We start from the raw sequence: 16,241 nt of genomic DNA, 5'->3' as shown, positions 1-16,241 counted from the left end.
GTTCCGGTGACGGCCCGCGCTCAGCGGATCGGGGGATCGTTGAAGCGCTGCACGGTGACGATGAGCGGCGCCGTGGCCTTGACCGTGCGCGTGCCGTCCTTGACCGCGGCGGTCACCTTCAGCTCGCCCGCGTTGTTGGTGCGGTACTTGCGCTGCGGGTTGGGGCCGGCGTCGTTGGTCATGAACAGGCCGGTCTGGTCGATGCGACCGGCGAACTTGGCGTCCTTCATTTCCGCCGCCACCTTGTTCAGGTTGTCGAAGGACCAGGTCGCAGGCATCGCACCGAGCTGCACGTCGTCGGCCGTACCCGCCTTGCCGTCGGCGCCGACGGTGTAGGCCAGCGCTTCCAGCTGGGCCGGCACCTTGTTCATCGAGCCGCCGTTGCCGCCGACACGGGCCATCGGGTGGTCGGGCGTGATCTTCACGTAGTCGATGCGCTGATAGACCTTGAGCGCGTCGCCGCTGCGCGCATTGCCCACCTTCACCTCGCGCGGGCCGGTCACGGCGTCCTTCGCCGACTCGACCTCGACCACCACGCGCTCGGCGCTGCGCTCGGCCACCGACAGCACCTTCACGCCATTGCCCAGGCTCACGTCGCCGTCGAGACCGACACCGTTGATGACCAGGCGGCCACGCGTGCCCGCCTTCAGCGCGGCCGGCTGTACCGACAGCACGGTCGGCTTTACACCGTCCGCTCGCACGGCACGCAGCGTGCCGCCGATCGCGTCGTAACCGGACTCGAACCAGCGCCCGGACAGCGACCGGCCACCGTCGGCCAGCGTCATGACCTGGTTGATCTCGCGCTCGCCGCTCTTCAGCGTGGCGCGCCATTCGTGACCGGTGTAGACCAGAGCCGATCCGCTCAGCTGTTCGCTCGTACCGTTCTCGTAGCGCACGGTCATGCTGACCGAATAGGCGTCGTTGCCGGTGCGCTTTACGGTGGCCATACCTTCGTAGGCTCCGGTGCCCGGCTTGTGGCCGACCAGGCGCCAGCTGCCGCTCGCGTCGGCCGGCTTCTGCACCTTCCACTTGTTCCAGCTGTCGGACTCGAAGCCGTACACCTTGCCCAGCTCGACCGAGGCGTCGCCGGTCGCGATTTCGAACCAGTTGCGGTCGCGGCCGCCGGCCTGGATTTCGATGGCCGGAAACTGACCTACATGGAAATGCACCAGCTTGCGCCAGTCCGCCTCGGTGCGACGCTGCACCGCGATGCGGCCATAGGAGTGACAGCGCGCGCAGGTATCGCCAATCAGCTTGTTCTCCGGGTGCTCGACCACGCTGGGCGTACGGTCGACGATGTAGCGGTGCGCCGCCGATTCGTCCGGCGACAGGCCGTAGGCGTCCGACAGGTATTTGACGATGGCGCCGCGTTCGTCGTGGCTCAGCTTGACGCCGTGCGCGAAGCTCATGCGGGCGACCGTCATGTCCCAGCCTTCCGGTGTGCGGCGGCTTTCGCTGATGCGATCCCACTTGCCGTCGCCCTTGGCGGAGTGACAGGACGCGCACTTGGTGTTGACCAGCGCTTCGCCGGCCGGGGCGGCGGCGTAGGCGCCGGCGACGCAAAGCTGGGTGAGCAGGCCGGTGGCAAGCGCGAGCGCTCGCTGCGACCTCCTGTTGAGTACTGTTCTGTGCATCGAGTACCTCTTGAGTTGTTGGCCATGAATGCCGCCCGGTGGCGCTGCGGCGTCTGTGGATCACGGCGCAGGCGGAGCCCGCTGGCCGTTGATCGACTATAGGAGTGGGGTCCGCGCGGGCGTTATCGTGAACCGGCCAGAGGTTCCGTTCGCACTATCAAGAATCGGCCCGTTCGTCCGGACGCCGGCCGGCGGTGTATTGCCGGGGGATGTGGGCAGGCCTACCATGAGTTTCAGAGGAGTCCGGGCGAGCCGGGCGGGTCCGGTCTGCGCGCCGGAACGCACGCCGATCCGCAGACACAGAGAACGCCGCCATTTTCCGAAGCGTCATCCGTCCTGCCAGACAGCATGGGTTGCGCCGATCACGAGCGGCGAAGGGAGTGAGCGTGAATACCGTTGAATCCACCCGCGAGACGCTGTCGAACGAACAGCCGGTCGGTCCCCAGGTGTGCTGTTTCGTCACCGAGGACCCCTGTCAGCACGCGGACAGCCTGCCGCAGTGGTCGCAGGAATACCTGCAGCTGACCAGCGGCGAGTTCCGCGGCCGCATCGTCGAAATGTCGTCCGGCCCGGTGCAGCTGTTCCGCGAGTCGATGGATCAGGTGATCGACGAGAAGGGCCATCCGCGGCCCTCCTCCTACACCTTCGGTGTGCCGATCAACGTGCATCCTGACGGCTACTGGCAGGCGCAGGAGGTGCGCCGCGACAGCCTGCTCACGCTGCTGCCGGGCGAGGAACTTCACTTCCGCACACCGCGGATGTCCGACATCTTCGTCGCCGTGATCGACGCCGACACGCTGGACGGCTACGCCGAATCGGTGCTCGGCCGCGAAGTCGCCAGCGTGGTGGCGCGCACGCAGATGCAGACGCTGCAGTCAGGTGCGGCGATGCGCTACCGGCAGGTGCTGCACGAGGTGATGTGCTGCGTGCAGTCGACTCCCGAGGTGCTGCAGCACGCGGCCTCCTGTCAGGCGGTGTCGGAATCCATCATCAATGCGTCGCTCACCGCGCTGCTGTCGATTTCCGAGCGGCCCGAGCGCAGCCGCGGCGGACACGCCATCCACCGCGCCATCGTCGAACGCGCACGGCAGTACATCCTTGCCAACCGCGACGCGCCACCGTCGGTCAGCGACCTCAGCGTTCATCTGAAGATGAGCCGGCGCGGCCTGCACCATGCCTTCATGAACGTGCTGGGCATCAGCCCGGTCACCTTCCTGCGCTACGTGCGCCTGCACGGCGTACGCAAGGACCTGCTGCATGGCGGCCCCGACATGTCGGTCAGCAGTGCCGCCTGCAAGTGGGGCTTCTGGCACATGGGCATGTTCTCGTCCTACTACAAGGCGCTGTTCGGCGAGTCGCCGTCGTCCACGTTGAAGCGCCCGCCGCAGGTGCGTGCCCAGCCGTGGTCCTCGGGAACCGGAGACTGGCCCTTCCCCGGGCTGTCTGACTGAAAAAAACGGCCGCGACGCGAGGAGAGCGTGCGGCCGTCAAGGATTCCGCCGGAGGCGGAATCCGCGAGGACATTGTCGGTGCTTCAGAAGGTACGCTTCACGTAGAGCAGCCACTTGCTGTCGCCGGTGTCCTTGCAGCGGATGCCGTTGTCGCAGATCGTGTAGAAGTTCTTGTCCGCATTGGTGTCGACATACGCCACTGCCGCCTGCCAGCCCCCTTCGAAGTTCTTCGTCACGCCCACCTTCCAGTCCGTGAAGTCGTAATCGTCGTAGTTCTTCACCTTCTGGTGACCGACGTGAATGTTGGCGATCCACGACGGCATGAACTCGTAGTTTGCGTTCAGCTCGATGTAGTCCGATCCGTCCGAGTCTGCGCCGAAGGCCTTCTTGCTGAAACCGAAGTAGTCGGTCACCGCGTACGAGTACTTCAGCTGGATGAACTTCCACGTCACCGCCGCGTTCAGTTCCAGCGTGTTCAGGCTTTCAGTGCCGCCGCCGACCAGGTCGTACTTGCCACCCGGAAAGATGAACTGCAGGAAGCCGACGTCGAAGGTCCAGTCGTCGATGGTCTTGGCGAAGCCACCGTACACGTCGATCTCGCCGGTCGCGTTCGACAGCGCCAGATCGCTCACATTGGTACCCCAGATGCCCAGGTAGGCGCCGCTCGAGTGCGCGAGGTCGAAACCGCCCTGCACCGCCGGATTCTCCTGCGTATAGCTGATGCCGCGGAAGATGTACTGCGAGAACAGGCCCACGTTGGCGCTGATCGTATAGGCCGGCGCGGCAGCCGTTTCCTGCGCGTGGACGGTGACGGAAGCGGCGCACAGCGCGAGCGCGGCCAGCGGGAGACGAATGAAGTTCTTTGTCATGATGCCGGATACCTTTCTGGATGTGTTCCGCACGCGCGAACGCTTGCCGCGCGCCGGAGGAAGTTCGTTCGAATGCGGATGCCTTGAAAAAGACCCGGTACATGCGGCGCAGGAGGAGCCGCCCCGCATGTACCGGCCAAGGTGAGGACGGTGTGCGCCGCCCCTTCAGCGCTGGCCCGCGCGGACTCGGGCCAGTGTGTGCCTGTAACGCGCCCAGACGTAGGCGTCCATGACCATGACGGCATAGACGAAAAAGCCGCCGGCATGGCGCCCGACGAATGAATGCTCGGGCGTCGTCATGTGCCAGCTCACGACGCCGAGGCTGAGCGCGAAGAACAGCATGATCCACGCCCGCACCAGCATGCCGTTCAGCACCTGCCCCATGCCAGGCAGCAGCAGCGCGGCGGCGAGCACGAAGAACGGATGCGGCGGACGGGATGGTGTCGATACGCTTGCGGAAGTCATGCTGCCTTCTCCAGTTTCGTAAGCTTCAGCGACGAAGCGATGCGCAGTGCGGCATCGAGCAGCGGCTGCAACAGCTCCGGCTCGACGCGCGTCTCGTCCGGCAGCAGCGAGCGCAGCACCAGGTAGTGCGCGCGCTGTACGCCTCCGACGCGGAACACGATGCGCACGCCGCGCGGGCTCACCAGCAGTTCCTTGAACGAGGGCTCGTCGATCAGGCTGCCGGCCGCTTCGCGCAGTGCACCCAGCGGCGGCCGCCAGCCGGCCGGGCTGACCTTGGCGATCTGGTGAACCGGCCAGTCGGCGGGCAGATCGATGCGCTCGTCCATGCCGTCCGAGGCCGACCAGAACTCGATGTTCTGTGGCCGCATCAGCAGGTCGAAACGGCCACCTACCGGCAAGGGTGTGCGCAGCGTCACCGACAGCCACAGCGACGGCACCTTGCGGTAGCCGACGTGATCGAGCATGGCCTGCAGCTCGAACTGCGCACCGCCGTAGCGGCCGCTCAGGCGCGGGTACTCCGCCCCCGAATCGGCCACGCCGACCGCGTCGAACATGCCGGCGCAGTGGTCGAACACCGCTGCGCGCTCGTCGCGGAACTGCCGCTGCGTGCGCTGCTGCCACCACGCGAACAGTCCGCCGCCGAGCAGCAGCGCCGCCATCGTCGCGACCGTCATCAGTAGCCCTTCGGACGCGGCCACGGCATCGTGAATTGTTCGCCGCGCTTCACGTAGGGATAGCGACGCACGACGAACCAGATCGACACCAGGATGTAGAAGGCCATGATGGACAGCAGCGAGGTGCCGTAGCCCAGATAGGTGGCGAAGTAGGTCGCGCCGCACAGCAGGCCGAGCACGATGCAGGGCAGCGGGTGGTAGGGATGCACGTAACCGCGCTCGATCGACCCCAGCGGCCACAGCCGGCGGAAACGCACGATGTTGAAGGACATGAAGGTGTAACCCAGCAGGCCCGACAGGATGGAGAAGGTGATCACCTGATCGAGCAGCCCGGTGAAGGCGAAGGACACGGCGATCGGGATCAGGAACAGGATGGCGCGGTAGGGCGTGCGGTAGCGCGGATGCACGGCACCGAACCAGTGCGGCATGTAGCGGTCGCGCGACATCGAGAACCAGGCACGGGAGGCGTCATTGATGCAGCCGTTGGCCGACGCGATGGCGGCGAACATGGTGCCGATGAACAGGATCACCTCGAGCTCGACATTGCCGGTCAGTCGCGCCGCGTCGTACAGCGGCGTCGTCGCCTGGCCCAGGTATTCCCACGGGATGAGGCCGGTGCAGATGTACCAGGTCAGCGAAGCCGCGATCAGCAGCGTCATCATGCCGCCCATGGTGCCGAGCGGAATCGAGCGGCCGGCCGAGCGCACTTCTTCCGCCGCCTGGCAGGTGCCTTCGATGCCGAGGTAGTACCACATGCCGAACTGCAGCGAAGCGAGTACGCCGATCCAGCCGTAGGGCAGATCGGTCAGCAGTTCGCTGTGACGCAGCACGCTCTCGCCGCCGGCGATGCCGGTGGTGCTGAAGAACAGCACCAGGATGGCGAGCACGGCGAAGGCGGTGATGACGAAGTTCACCGTCAGCGTCATGAACACGCCGCGGTAGTTCAGCCAGGCGAGGAAGGCGATCGTCAGCACCACGAAGGGCTTGGGATCGAGCTCGGCGCCGTACTGTGCCGCTACCGCGTGCAGCAGGTCACCGACTACCAGCGCGTCGGCCGCCTCCAGCATGGTGTAGGCCATCACCAGATAGAGGCCGACGTTGAAGGCCATCAAGGGCCCGATGATGTGCTTGGCCTGCGTGTACTGACCACCCGCCGCAGCGACCGTGGAGGTCACCTCGGAATCGATCATCGCCACACAGGTATAGAGCAGGCCGATCACCCAGCAGGCGATCAGCGCGCCGTAGGCACCGCCCTTCGCTACCGAGAAGTTCCAGCCCATGTACTCGCCGACCAGCACGATCCCGACGCCCAGTGCCCATACGTGCACCGGGCCCAACACTTTCAGCAGTGAAATCTTCTCCTGCTTCCCTGCCGCTGCAGTTGCAGTTCCCATCTTGTTCTCCCGTCTTCACGCACGCCGTTGTGCGTGGTTCGAACCACCGATCACTCGTCGCCTTCGCGCGAGCTGAGCAGGAAGTCTTCGCCGTAGGTAGTGCTGACGAAGCGCGCATCGACCAGCATCCAGCCGATCAGCACGATCGAAATGCCCCAGGCCGCGTATTCCAGTGCCGTCCAGAAATCCATGACTCAGTCCTCCTTGCCGGCGCGCGGGCCGAAGCGCTCGTTGATGACTTCGCGGTACTCGCGGTCGGACACCTTGAGCACGAAGAAGAAGTAGATGGCGATCACGGCGACGGTGATGCCCAGCGACCAGGGTTCGATCTCGTAGCTGAACTTCTTGCTGACGATGGGCTCGGCCGTTTCGGCGTCGAAGCCGAGCTTCTGCCATTGCGCGGCCATCGTTTCGTTCTGCTTCATCGCTTCCCAGGTGGCGACCGGCTTGTCGGCCGGCGCTTCCGATTCGGCGGCGGTGCCGCCGAGCAGCAGCGGCGCGAGCAGGCTCAGATAGACCAGCGCCAGTACGACCATGGCGTCGACGAACTGACCGAAGCCCTTCTGCACAGGGGGTTTGTAGGCGTTGCGGGACATGTGTGCACTCCTCAGCCGATGTCGACGTGAGCCGGGCGCAGTGCGGCCTTGCGGGCACGGGCGCGGTGTTCGTCGAGGTGGTGGATGTCGATGCCGTAGATGTGTTCGCGGTCTTCGGCGTAATGACGAAGCATGGCGATCACCGATGCCGTGTTGAACAGCAGTACGAGCGAGCCTGCCACGGTCAGCACGATGCCGACGGGCGAGCCGAGGAAGCCGTGTGGTACGGCGAGGTACACATAGCCCAGCGCAAGCCACAGTCCGAGCAGGGCGCCCAGAGACATGGCCTTGTCCCGACCGAACATGCTGTTGATGCGGCGTTCGAGCGCGGGACTTACGGGGTGTTTGCTTTTGCTTTGATCCATCTTGCTCTCCTCCTTTATGGGTGCATTTTTTGATGGGATGAAATCGTCAGCAGCAGATGTGGAACGTCGGATGTGCGGTGGTGGGATCTCCTCGGGAAAGTGTCTGTAGGTGTTGCGTTGTTCAGGCCTGGGACTTCGAAAAGAGCTGGATCACGGCGACCCCGCTCACGATAAGGGCGATGCCCGCGAGCGCTGCCGTATCGAGTCGCTGGCCGAATGCGATGAGGCCGATTATTGATATCGCGACGATGCCGACGCCCGACCACACCGCGTAGGCGATGCCGATCGGTATGGTCTTCAGCGACAGCGACATCAGCGAAAACGCGATGACGTAACCGACGACCGTGAACGCCAGAGGCAGCGGACGTGACAGGCCCTCGACCTGCTTGAGCGCACTCGTTGCTATGACTTCCGCAACGATGGCGCCCAGCAGGAAGAGCCAGCCGGTCACGTCCGCAGACTCCTCATGGCGGCGTGGATCAGTAGCCGTTGTGGCCCGGGATCCAGCTGGTGCCTGCCAGCGGGATGCGCGCCATGGCGGCGGCTTCCAGCGTCAGGGCGACCAGATCTTCGCGCTCCAGGTGATGCACGTTCTGCTTGCCGCAGGCACGAGCGATCGTGGTCAGCTCCATGTTCAGCGTCTTCAGGTAGTTCTTGACGCGACGGGCACCGACATCCGGCTGCAGGCGCTGTTCGAGCACCGAATCCTGCGTGGTCACGCCGACCGGGCACTTGCCGGTATGGCAGTGGTGGCAGAAGCCGGGCGTGGTGCCGAGCGCGTCGTAACCTTCCAGCGCCGACATGTGCTGACCGTTCTGGATATAGGTTTCCGAGTTACAGCCGAGCGCGTACAGGATGCCCTGGCCGATCGCGACCGCATCGGCGCCCATGGCCAGCGCCTTGGCGACGTCGGCGCCGCTGCGGATGCCGCCGGACACGATGAGCTGCACTTCGCCCTTCATGTTCAGGTCTTCCAGCGCATCGACCGCCTGGCGGACTGCAGCCAGCGTCGGGATGCCGATGTGTTCGATGTAGCAGGTCTGGGTAGCTGCGGTGCCGCCCTGCATGCCATCGACCACCACCACGTCGGCGCCGGCATGGACAGCCAGCTTGACGTCGTTGAAGGTGCGGGTGGCACCGACCTTCACGTAGATCGGCTTTTCCCAGTCGGTCAGTTCGCGCAGTTCCTGGATCTTGATCGCCAGATCGTCCGGACCGGTCCAGTCCGGGTGACGGCAGGCCGAGCGCTGGTCGACGCCTTGCGGCAGCGTGCGCATCTTGGCCACGCGCGGGTTCACCTTCTGGCCCAGCAGCATGCCGCCGCCGCCCGGCTTGGCGCCCTGGCCGATCACCACTTCGATGGCGTCGGCGCGACGCACGTCGTCCGGGTTGAAGCCGTAACGCGACGGCAGGCACTGATACACCAGCGTCTTCGACGAGTTGCGCTCTTCCGGCGTCATGCCGCCGTCACCGGTGGTCGTGGTGGTGCCCATCTCGGTGGCGGCACGGCCCAGCGATTCCTTCACGTTGGCCGACAGCGCGCCGAAGCTCATGCCGGCGACGGTGATCGGGATGTCCAGCTCGAGCGGCTTCTTGGCGAAGCGGGTGCCGAGAATGGTCTTGGTGACGCACTTCTCGCGATAGCCTTCGAGCGGGTAACGCGACAGCGAACCGGCGAGGAAGACCAGGTCGTCGAAATGCGGCAGCTTGCGCTTGGCGCCCATGCCGCGGATTTCGTACAGGCCGTGCGCCGCGGCGTTCTGGATGTAGTCGATGACGCTGCGGTCGAAGCTGGCGGACTCCTCGCGGGAGACGCGCTTGAACGATACGGGTTTGATGTCCATGTTGAGTCCTTGATGTATCCGTGTCTGCACCGGAGGAAGCACCGGGTCGTCCCAAGCTTCCTCGCCGCCCCTCGGGGCCCGGAGCGGCGTCGCCGCTCCGTGTGGGTCAATACTCCTGGTTCGCGTCGGCGTTCCAGTGGTACAGGGAACGCGCGGAAGCGATGCGCTTGAAGCTCTTCGGGTCGTGCTCGAGACCGGCCTTCGACAGCAGTTCGGCCAGCGTCGCGTAGTCGGCGTCGGTCATGTCCTCGAAACGTGCATCGGCACCGAGCGACTTGACGTTGCCGCGCAGGTAGATGACCGCTTCGTACAGCGAGTCGCCGAGCGCGTCGCCGGCGTCGCCACAGATGACCATGTGGCCGGCCTGGGCCATGAAGCCGGAGAAGCTGCCGACGCTGCCGCCGACGACGATGTCGCCGCCCTTCAGCGAAATGCCGCAGCGCAGGCCGGCGTCACCGTCGATCACCAGCAGACCGCCGTGGGCGGTGGCGCCGGCGCCGTTCGAGGCGAAACCCTTCACATGCACGGTGCCGCTCATCATGTTCTCGGCCACGCCGGTGCCGGCGCTGCCGTGGATGACGACGCGGGCGTGCTTGTTCATGCCGGCGGCGTAGTAACCCGCATGGCCATGCACCTCGACCGTGACTGGCTGGTTCAGGCCGACTGCGATGTTGTGCGCGCCGTCCGGGTTCAGCACTGAAATGTGGCGCTTGTCGCCCTCCTCAAGACCCTTGTGCAGGAAGGTGTTCATCTCGGTCAGCGACGAGCTGGCGAGATCAAAGGTCATGCGTTCCATACGTACATCTCCTCGGGCGCGGGTTCGAACACGTTGGCGTGCTTGACGCCAGGCAGGTGGGCCAGCGAACGGAACTCCGACGCGATCGCGACGTAGTCGTCGGTTTCGGCCACAACAGCGGGCTTGCAGGCGAAGGGGTCGCGGATCAGCGCGAGCTTGTCCGGCGTACCCATCAGGAAGGTGAAGAAGCCGTCCAGTTCGTCGAAGCCCTTCTGCAGCGCGACTTCCAGGTCGTCGCCTTCACGCAGACGCCATTCGAGGAAGCGGCAGGCCGCTTCGGTGTCGTTGTCGGTTTCGAAGTGGATGCCGGCCGGCGTGAGCTTGCGGCGGATCGAGTTCGGGTTCGACAGCGAACCGTTGTGCACCAGGCAGAAGTCTTCGCCGGCGGTGAAGGGGTGTGCGCGATCCGGCGTCACCGCCGACTCGGTCGCCATGCGGGTGTGGCCCACCAGGTGCGAACCCTTCATCGACTTGAAGTCGTAGCGGTCGGCCACCTGGGCCGGCGTGCCGATGTCCTTGTACAGGTCGATGGTGCGACCGGTGCTCAGGATGTGCAGCTTCGGATGGTTCTCGCGCAGCCAGCGCTTGACCAGTTCCGGCGACACGGCGAAGGACAGCACCGCGTGGTTGTGCTTGACGTCGATGTGCGCATCGACATCGAGGTGCTCCTTCAGCGCATGCGTCAGGCCGTGCCAGTTGAAGTCCGCACCGTCGTCGGTGAGGCCCGAGTACAGGCTCAGCTTGCGCGAGTTCTCAGCCAGCGTGTCGCCGAACACGGCCAGACCCGCCGAGTCCGGACCACGCTCGGTCATGCCGATCAGCATGGGCACCATCAGTTCGCCCAGGCGTTCCTTCAATGCCGGTGTCTTGACCAGCAAACCCACGATTCCACACATAACAGTTCTCCGGGGATGATCAGAAGAATTCGAGGTAGCTGCTCACTTCCCAATCGGAAACGTGACGCATGTACTCGACCCACTCCATATGCTTGAGGCGCAGGAACTCATCGACGACCGGACCGAGTGCGGCACGGATCACTTCGTCCTTCTCGAGCGCCACCAGCGCCTCATGCAGGTTCTGCGGCAGTACGCGGATGCCGGCCGCATCGAGCTGGGCCTGGCTGTAGTCGTACAGGTTGTCGTTGTTCGGCGCGCCCGGATCGAGCTCGTTGTTCACCCCGTCCATGCCGGCGGCGATGACCGCGGCCGTCGCGAGGTAAGCATTGCAGGACGCGTCCGGCAGGCGCAGTTCCAGGCGGCCGCCCGGGCTGCGGATCATGCCGCTGCGGTTGTTGCCGCCGTAGCAGATGTAGGCCGGTGCCCAGGTGGCGCCGGTCAGCGAGCGGCCGACCACCAGACGCTTGTATGAATTGACGGTCGGGCAGCACAGAGCGGCCAGCGCCGGCGCGTGCTTGAGCAGACCGGCAGCCCAGTGGTAGGCCAGCTTGGACAGGGCGAGGCCGTTCTTGTCCGACTTGTCCTCGAACAGGTTGCGCTTGCCGTCGCCGATGCTCATGTGCATGTGCAGGCCATTGCCCGGGCGGTTCGAGAAGGGCTTGGGCATGAAGGAACAGATCAGGCCCAGTTCGGCGGCGATCTCGGCGGCACCCATCTTGAAGAAGGTGTAGTGGTCGCAGGAGGTCAGCGCGTCGGTGAAGGTGTAGTTGATCTCGAATTGGCCGTTCGCGTCTTCGTGGTCGATCTGATAGACGTCGATGCCGACCGCGCGCAGCGATTCGGACAGGCGCTCAAGGAATGCGCGGGCGCGCGACAGGCCCTTGTAGTCGTAGCAGGGCTTGGACAGCGTGTCGCCCGGGTCGGCCGGCAGGATCTTGCCTTCGACCTTGCGCAGCAGCGAGAACTCCGGCTCCATGCCGGTGAAGAAGGTCCAGCCGCGGGCGGTGATCTGCTCCAGCTGCTTCTTCAGCACGACGCGGGTGTCGTATTCGTGCGGCTTGCCGTGGGTGTGACCGTCACAGGCGATGCGGGCATAGCCCGGCTGCCAGGGCACCAGCGACAGCGTCGAGGCGTCGCCGACGGCCATGTAGTCGGCATCGACATTGGGCGTCATGCCCATGCCCCAGATCGCAAAACCGGCGAAGCCGGCGCCATCCGTGACCACGGTGTTGTAGTGCTCGGCCGGAACCGACTTGGTCTTGGCCGAACCGTGGATATCCACGAACTGCGCGAGGATGTACTTGACCTCGTTCTCCTTCAGGAACTGCTGTGCTTCGCTGGGTGACATCACATTCCCTCCCTGTCCAAACGGCTCTGATCCCACTGATTTGCGTCAGCTTCGATGACGCGCTCTTTGCTTGTTATTGCTGTGCAACCCGCCCCAGTGCATCGAGGCCGACTGCTCCACCTCCGAGATCCGCAGCCACCTCGACCAGCGTGGCCCACAGATAGCCGCCGTAAGTGCCGTCGCACCACAGGCGGAAATACGTACCGTCGGCGCCGTCGAGCGCGATCGCGGTGACGCCGACGCCGACCATCGAGGTCATCACCAGCGGCTGCGCGCTCGGCGAAAGGCTGGCGAAGTCGAAGGCGCAGGTCTGGCGCGTCAGTTCGATCGCGTTGCGACCGGTGATCACCAGCGCCGCGTCATAGCGCGGCACCGGATAGACGCCCGCACCCGGCGCGGTGGCGAGCATCGTGGCGGCGTGACTGCCGCCGGCGACGTCCTCGACCAGGAACTCGGTATTGCCCATGCGCAGCACCAGCGTGCCGTCGTCCATGCGCAGATAGCTGTTCGGGCGTTCCGGCGTGGCGATGCCGAGCGCGTTGAGCCAGGCGGCAGCGCCCGGTCCCTTGACGCCGGCACGGCGGCGGAACGACAGGTCGCCGATGCCGGCCAGCGGCACGCGTGCCGCGTCGGCCGAACCGTAGGCGGCGACGCTCTGCATCGTCTCGACCTGGGTCCACTTCGCCGCGTGCGGCGCCTGTTCGTCGAACAGCGGACTGATGCGAGTAGGGGCGAAGGGGGCGTTCATTCGATTTCCTTCTGGCGTTCGTCTTTCGGGTCGAAGAAGGGCGTGCTGCAGACCTCGGCCGCGACCATGCTGCCGTCGGTGATGCGGATCGAGAACGGCGTACCCGGCTCGGTCATGCTGGGCAGCACGAAGGCCAGACCGATGTAGCGACCGACGTGCGGGCTCCACGAAATGCTGGTCACGCGGCCGGCGATGTCACCGTTCTCGATGATCAGGTGGCATTCCTTGGGCACTTCGCCGCTGTAGTTCTCGGCCAGGCGGAAGCCGACCAGCTTGCGCTTGAGCGGCATCTTCTTGACGATCTGCAGCGAGCGCTTGCCGGTGAAGAAGGGCTTGTCGAGCTTGACCGCCCAGTCCATGCCGACCTCGAACGGGTTGGTCAGACCGTCGGTGTCCTGGCTCACGATCAGGTGGCCCTTTTCCAGGCGCAGCAGACGCTGGGCCTCGACACCGAAGGGGCCGATACCCGCCGATTCGCCAGCCTTCATCAGCGCGTCCCACAGCGTCGGGCCGTATTCGGCCGGCACGTGGATTTCGTAGCCCCATTCGCCGACGAAGCCGACGCGCATCATGCGCACCGGGATGCCGGCGACGCTGCCGCTGCGCACCGCCAGGTAGGGGAAGGCGGCCGACGACAGGTCCATGTCCGTCAGCTGCGCCAGCACCTTGCGCGAGGCCGGGCCGGCGAGGTTCATCGCCGAGTAGGAACCGGTCAGGTTGATCAGGCCGCAGTCCAGCTTCCACTCGATGTTCAGGCGCGACAGTTCGCGATAGACGGTGGCCGCACCCGAGCTGGTGGTCGTGAAGTAGAAGACGTCTTCGGCGATGCGCGCCACCACGCCTTCGTCGCTCAGCACGCCGGACTCGTCGCACATGACGGCATAGCGCGTGGCGCCCACCTTCATGTTGTCGTAGCGGCCGGTGTAGCAGCGGTTCAGGAACTCGGCCGCCTGCGGACCGCGGATTTCCAGCTTGCCCAGCGTGCCGACGTCGATCAGCGCGACGGCGGTGCGTACGCGGCGCGCCTCTTCGCGGATGCAGTCGATGCGCGACTTGCCCTCGACCGCGTAGTACTCCGGACGCTCCCACGCACCGGCCTGCATGAACACCGCACCGAGCGCGGCGTGACGGCCGTGCAGCGGCGAGTGGCGCTGCGGACTGAAGCCGCGGCCAGCCAGGTGCGACAGCGGCACCGGGTGGAAGAACGGGCGCGCGGTCGTGGTACCGACCTGCTGCGGCGACTTGCCGGTCAGGCGTGCCAGGATGCGCAGCGCCGTCATGTTCGAGTGCTTGCCCTGGCTCGGGCCCATGCCGACGGTCGAGAAGCGCTTCAGCAGCTCGATGTTGTCGTAGCCTTCCTGCACCGCGTTCTCGAAATCCTTCACCTGCAGATCCTCGTCGAAATCGACGAAGTTCTTGCCGTCCGGATGGGCGACGATGGGCCATGCGTGCGACGGCGATTCGGTTTCGGGCGGCACATCGACCTGGGCCGCGCTGCCGTGACCGGCGTGCGCGGCGGCGGCCAGGCCGGCGCGCTGTCCGTCGGCGATGCGCGACTCCAGCTTGAACACGCCATTGACGCGACCACAGGCGAACACGCCTTCCGGCAGCTGGTCCGGCACGAACTGCTGCAGCAGTTCGTCAAAGCGCATCTTGGTGCCCGCCTGGTACAGCAGGTTGGCAGCCGGCGCCCAGCCGGTGCTCATGGCCAGACCATCACAGGCGATGCGACGCTGCGAACCCGACACCACACGGCCCGAGCCGTCGATGCGACAGGCGGTGATGCCGGCCAGTTCGCCCTTGCCGTCGGCGTGCGCCTCATACACGGCGTGGCCGGCGAGGATTTCGACGCCCTTGGCGCGCAGTGCGTCGGCCTGTGCCGACGGCGGCACGCTGGCACGCATGTCGAGCACGGCGGCGACGCTGGCGCCGGCAGCGATCAGGTCGAGCGCGACGCGGTAGCCGTCGGCATTCGCCGCCAGCACCACGGCGTTGCCCGCCGGCTTGACCGCATAGCGATAGATCAGGCGCTGCATCGCCGAGCCGTTCATGACGCCCGGCAGGTCGTTGTTGCGGAACACCGCCGGCTGTTCGAAGGCGCCGCTGGCGACGATGACCGCCTTGGCGCGCATCTTCGTCATCCTGTCGGCGTCGATCAGCGGCACCCACTGGTCGGCGTAATAGGCACCTGCGTAGGTGCCTTCGAGCAGGCGGATGTTTGCGTGCGACTTGACGCGGTCAAGGAGCGTACGTGTGTGCTGACGGCGGACAGCATCGCCGCCGAGCTGATAGAGGCCGCTGCCACCAGCGCGTGCGTTCTCGTCACAGATCACCACGCGGGCGCCGGCATCGGCGGCCGACAGCGCGGCCGACAGGCCGGACGGACCGGCGCCGATCACCAGCACGTCGCAGAAGTCGTAGCGCTTGGCGGTACGGATGTGCGGCGTCGAGAAGTCGACCACGCCGAGGCCGGTGATGCGGCGGAACACGCGCTCCCACATCGGGAACAGGCGCTTGTTGTGGAAGGCCTTGTAATAGAAGCCGACGGGCAGGAAGCGGGCGAACATGCCGAGGTGACGCGCGCGGTCCTTGGCCAGGCCGCCGAAGGTGTTCACCGCGGTCAGGTCCATGCCCTCACGCACGGCGACCACGTCGCCGCGGGTGTTCAGCTTCTGGCCGTCCTGCACCATCACGTTCACGTCGTGATTGGCGGCGGACAGGATGCCGCGCACACGGTGGTACTTGAAGCTGCGGCCCTGGGTGCGCTGACCGGCCGCCCACAGCGCGCTGGCGATGCTGTCGCCGGCGACGCCTTCAAAGGCGCGACCTTCAAAACGGAACCGGACAGTGCGGCTGCGATCGAGCCACTCGTCGGGCATTGCGGGCAGACGCATCACTTGTCTTCTCCATGCAGATAGGTGCGCAGCACCTTGTCCTTTTCGGTATCACGCTCGGCGATGAACCAGGTGTTCGACGGCGTGTGGCACCACCATTCCTTCTTCACGCCGGGTGCGCCGTTGCGGTTGAACACGTAGTCGGCCCACTGGTCGTCGGTGCAGGTGTCGGCGTCGGGTGCCGGACGGATTTCGCCCCAGTAGGCGAACTCCGAAATCGGACGCGTGCCATTCATCGGACAGGTCATCAGTTTCATGTCGTCGTCT

Annotated in this window: 18 protein-coding genes; 2 read left to right on the top strand and 16 right to left on the bottom strand. The window is 65.6% G+C overall.

Annotated features, from left to right (window positions below; genetic code table 11):
• Window positions 1-20: 20 nt before the first annotated feature.
• The gene (gene peaA, locus METRZ18153_RS0101925) at window positions 21-1,634 is read right to left on the bottom strand and encodes a quinohemoprotein amine dehydrogenase subunit alpha (protein ID WP_020163150.1); all 1,614 of its coding nucleotides are present in this window, start codon (window positions 1,632-1,634) and stop codon (window positions 21-23) included.
• 386 nt (window positions 1,635-2,020) lie between these two features.
• Between peaA and METRZ18153_RS0101920 the strand changes: the two genes are divergently transcribed.
• Window positions 2,021-3,085, top strand: coding sequence for a helix-turn-helix domain-containing protein (locus tag METRZ18153_RS0101920; RefSeq protein ID WP_232415941.1), 1,065 nt, complete (start codon window positions 2,021-2,023; stop codon window positions 3,083-3,085).
• 83 nt (window positions 3,086-3,168) lie between these two features.
• Here the strand turns inward: METRZ18153_RS0101920 and METRZ18153_RS0101915 are convergent, their stop codons facing one another.
• Window positions 3,169-3,954: a TorF family putative porin gene (locus tag METRZ18153_RS0101915; protein WP_020163148.1), complete on the bottom strand. Its 786-nt coding sequence runs from the start codon at window positions 3,952-3,954 to the stop codon at window positions 3,169-3,171.
• On the opposite strand from METRZ18153_RS0101915, the gene METRZ18153_RS20750 reads away from it, so the two are divergent.
• Window positions 3,938-4,099 (top strand): hypothetical protein, encoded by a 162-nt coding sequence (locus METRZ18153_RS20750; RefSeq protein ID WP_157257173.1) that lies wholly within the window; start codon window positions 3,938-3,940, stop codon window positions 4,097-4,099. The genes METRZ18153_RS0101915 and METRZ18153_RS20750 overlap by 17 nt on opposite strands.
• Window positions 4,100-4,119: 20 nt before the next feature.
• Here METRZ18153_RS20750 and METRZ18153_RS0101910 read toward each other — a convergent pair whose 3' ends face one another.
• From METRZ18153_RS0101910 to METRZ18153_RS0101845, 14 genes are all read right to left on the bottom strand, one after another.
• Entirely contained in the window at window positions 4,120-4,419 is a 300-nt protein-coding gene (locus METRZ18153_RS0101910) for a hypothetical protein (RefSeq protein ID WP_020163147.1), read from the bottom strand.
• Window positions 4,416-5,093 carry a hypothetical protein gene (locus tag METRZ18153_RS0101905; RefSeq protein ID WP_020163146.1) on the bottom strand — a complete coding sequence of 226 codons (678 nt, stop codon included), beginning with the start codon at window positions 5,091-5,093 and terminating at the stop codon, window positions 4,416-4,418. Before METRZ18153_RS0101905 ends, METRZ18153_RS0101910 begins: the two co-directional genes overlap by 4 nt.
• Window positions 5,093-6,487 (bottom strand): APC family permease, encoded by a 1,395-nt coding sequence (locus tag METRZ18153_RS0101900; RefSeq protein ID WP_024300674.1) that lies wholly within the window; start codon window positions 6,485-6,487, stop codon window positions 5,093-5,095. Before METRZ18153_RS0101900 ends, METRZ18153_RS0101905 begins: the two co-directional genes overlap by 1 nt.
• Window positions 6,488-6,537: 50 nt before the next feature.
• Window positions 6,538-6,678 carry a hypothetical protein gene (locus METRZ18153_RS20950; protein ID WP_020163145.1) on the bottom strand — a complete coding sequence of 47 codons (141 nt, stop codon included), beginning with the start codon at window positions 6,676-6,678 and terminating at the stop codon, window positions 6,538-6,540.
• Between the two features lie 3 nt (window positions 6,679-6,681).
• Window positions 6,682-7,083 carry a hypothetical protein gene (locus METRZ18153_RS0101890; RefSeq protein WP_020163144.1) on the bottom strand — a complete coding sequence of 134 codons (402 nt, stop codon included), beginning with the start codon at window positions 7,081-7,083 and terminating at the stop codon, window positions 6,682-6,684.
• A gap of 11 nt (window positions 7,084-7,094) precedes the next feature.
• Entirely contained in the window at window positions 7,095-7,448 is a 354-nt protein-coding gene (locus METRZ18153_RS19910; protein WP_020163143.1) for a hypothetical protein, read from the bottom strand.
• Window positions 7,449-7,569: 121 nt separating this feature from the next.
• The gene (locus tag METRZ18153_RS0101880; protein ID WP_020163142.1) at window positions 7,570-7,899 is read right to left on the bottom strand and encodes a DMT family transporter; all 330 of its coding nucleotides are present in this window, start codon (window positions 7,897-7,899) and stop codon (window positions 7,570-7,572) included.
• Window positions 7,900-7,927: 28 nt separating this feature from the next.
• Window positions 7,928-9,292: an FMN-binding glutamate synthase family protein gene (locus tag METRZ18153_RS0101875; protein WP_019915620.1), complete on the bottom strand. Its 1,365-nt coding sequence runs from the start codon at window positions 9,290-9,292 to the stop codon at window positions 7,928-7,930.
• A gap of 106 nt (window positions 9,293-9,398) precedes the next feature.
• Complete coding sequence (locus tag METRZ18153_RS0101870; RefSeq protein WP_019915621.1) at window positions 9,399-10,088, bottom strand: protein glxC; 690 nt, start codon at window positions 10,086-10,088, stop codon at window positions 9,399-9,401.
• Entirely contained in the window at window positions 10,076-10,984 is a 909-nt protein-coding gene (locus METRZ18153_RS0101865) for a class II glutamine amidotransferase (protein WP_020163141.1), read from the bottom strand. The genes METRZ18153_RS0101870 and METRZ18153_RS0101865 overlap by 13 nt, the downstream gene beginning before the upstream one ends.
• Before the next feature lie 19 nt (window positions 10,985-11,003).
• On the bottom strand, window positions 11,004-12,332 hold the full coding sequence (gene glnT, locus METRZ18153_RS0101860; protein WP_020163140.1) for a type III glutamate--ammonia ligase: 1,329 nt from the start codon (window positions 12,330-12,332) through the stop codon (window positions 11,004-11,006).
• A gap of 73 nt (window positions 12,333-12,405) precedes the next feature.
• The gene (locus METRZ18153_RS0101855; protein WP_020163139.1) at window positions 12,406-13,080 is read right to left on the bottom strand and encodes a hypothetical protein; all 675 of its coding nucleotides are present in this window, start codon (window positions 13,078-13,080) and stop codon (window positions 12,406-12,408) included.
• The gene (locus METRZ18153_RS0101850; RefSeq protein WP_020163138.1) at window positions 13,077-15,974 is read right to left on the bottom strand and encodes a 2Fe-2S iron-sulfur cluster-binding protein; all 2,898 of its coding nucleotides are present in this window, start codon (window positions 15,972-15,974) and stop codon (window positions 13,077-13,079) included. Before METRZ18153_RS0101850 ends, METRZ18153_RS0101855 begins: the two co-directional genes overlap by 4 nt.
• Window positions 15,974-16,231 carry a sarcosine oxidase subunit delta gene (locus METRZ18153_RS0101845; protein WP_020163137.1) on the bottom strand — a complete coding sequence of 86 codons (258 nt, stop codon included), beginning with the start codon at window positions 16,229-16,231 and terminating at the stop codon, window positions 15,974-15,976. Before METRZ18153_RS0101845 ends, METRZ18153_RS0101850 begins: the two co-directional genes overlap by 1 nt.
• Between the last annotated feature and the right edge of the window lie 10 nt (window positions 16,232-16,241).

It is taken from the genome of Methyloversatilis discipulorum, assembly GCF_000385375.1.
Classification (GTDB): domain Bacteria; phylum Pseudomonadota; class Gammaproteobacteria; order Burkholderiales; family Rhodocyclaceae; genus Methyloversatilis; species Methyloversatilis discipulorum_A.
This window is presented reverse-complemented; position numbering and strand designations above follow the sequence as displayed.

Excerpts from the sequence above, each read along its gene's own strand:
- METRZ18153_RS0101850 (WP_020163138.1), bottom strand. The coding sequence starts at position 15,974 with ATGCGTCTGCCCGCAATGCCCGACGAGTGGCTCGATCGCAGCCGCACT.
- METRZ18153_RS0101910 (WP_020163147.1), bottom strand. The coding sequence starts at position 4,419 with ATGACTTCCGCAAGCGTATCGACACCATCCCGTCCGCCGCATCCGTTC.
- METRZ18153_RS19910 (WP_020163143.1), bottom strand. The coding sequence starts at position 7,448 with ATGGATCAAAGCAAAAGCAAACACCCCGTAAGTCCCGCGCTCGAACGC.
- METRZ18153_RS0101890 (WP_020163144.1), bottom strand. The coding sequence starts at position 7,083 with ATGTCCCGCAACGCCTACAAACCCCCTGTGCAGAAGGGCTTCGGTCAG.
- peaA (WP_020163150.1), bottom strand. The coding sequence starts at position 1,634 with ATGCACAGAACAGTACTCAACAGGAGGTCGCAGCGAGCGCTCGCGCTT.
- METRZ18153_RS0101855 (WP_020163139.1), bottom strand. The coding sequence starts at position 13,080 with ATGAACGCCCCCTTCGCCCCTACTCGCATCAGTCCGCTGTTCGACGAA.
- METRZ18153_RS20950 (WP_020163145.1), bottom strand. The coding sequence starts at position 6,678 with ATGGATTTCTGGACGGCACTGGAATACGCGGCCTGGGGCATTTCGATC.
- METRZ18153_RS0101875 (WP_019915620.1), bottom strand. The coding sequence starts at position 9,292 with ATGGACATCAAACCCGTATCGTTCAAGCGCGTCTCCCGCGAGGAGTCC.
- METRZ18153_RS0101915 (WP_020163148.1), bottom strand. The coding sequence starts at position 3,954 with ATGACAAAGAACTTCATTCGTCTCCCGCTGGCCGCGCTCGCGCTGTGC.
- METRZ18153_RS0101845 (WP_020163137.1), bottom strand. The coding sequence starts at position 16,231 with ATGAAACTGATGACCTGTCCGATGAATGGCACGCGTCCGATTTCGGAG.
- METRZ18153_RS0101900 (WP_024300674.1), bottom strand. The coding sequence starts at position 6,487 with ATGGGAACTGCAACTGCAGCGGCAGGGAAGCAGGAGAAGATTTCACTG.
- METRZ18153_RS0101870 (WP_019915621.1), bottom strand. The coding sequence starts at position 10,088 with ATGGAACGCATGACCTTTGATCTCGCCAGCTCGTCGCTGACCGAGATG.
- METRZ18153_RS0101905 (WP_020163146.1), bottom strand. The coding sequence starts at position 5,093 with ATGACGGTCGCGACGATGGCGGCGCTGCTGCTCGGCGGCGGACTGTTC.
- METRZ18153_RS0101865 (WP_020163141.1), bottom strand. The coding sequence starts at position 10,984 with ATGTGTGGAATCGTGGGTTTGCTGGTCAAGACACCGGCATTGAAGGAA.
- glnT (WP_020163140.1), bottom strand. The coding sequence starts at position 12,332 with ATGTCACCCAGCGAAGCACAGCAGTTCCTGAAGGAGAACGAGGTCAAG.
- METRZ18153_RS20750 (WP_157257173.1), top strand. The coding sequence starts at position 3,938 with ATGAAGTTCTTTGTCATGATGCCGGATACCTTTCTGGATGTGTTCCGC.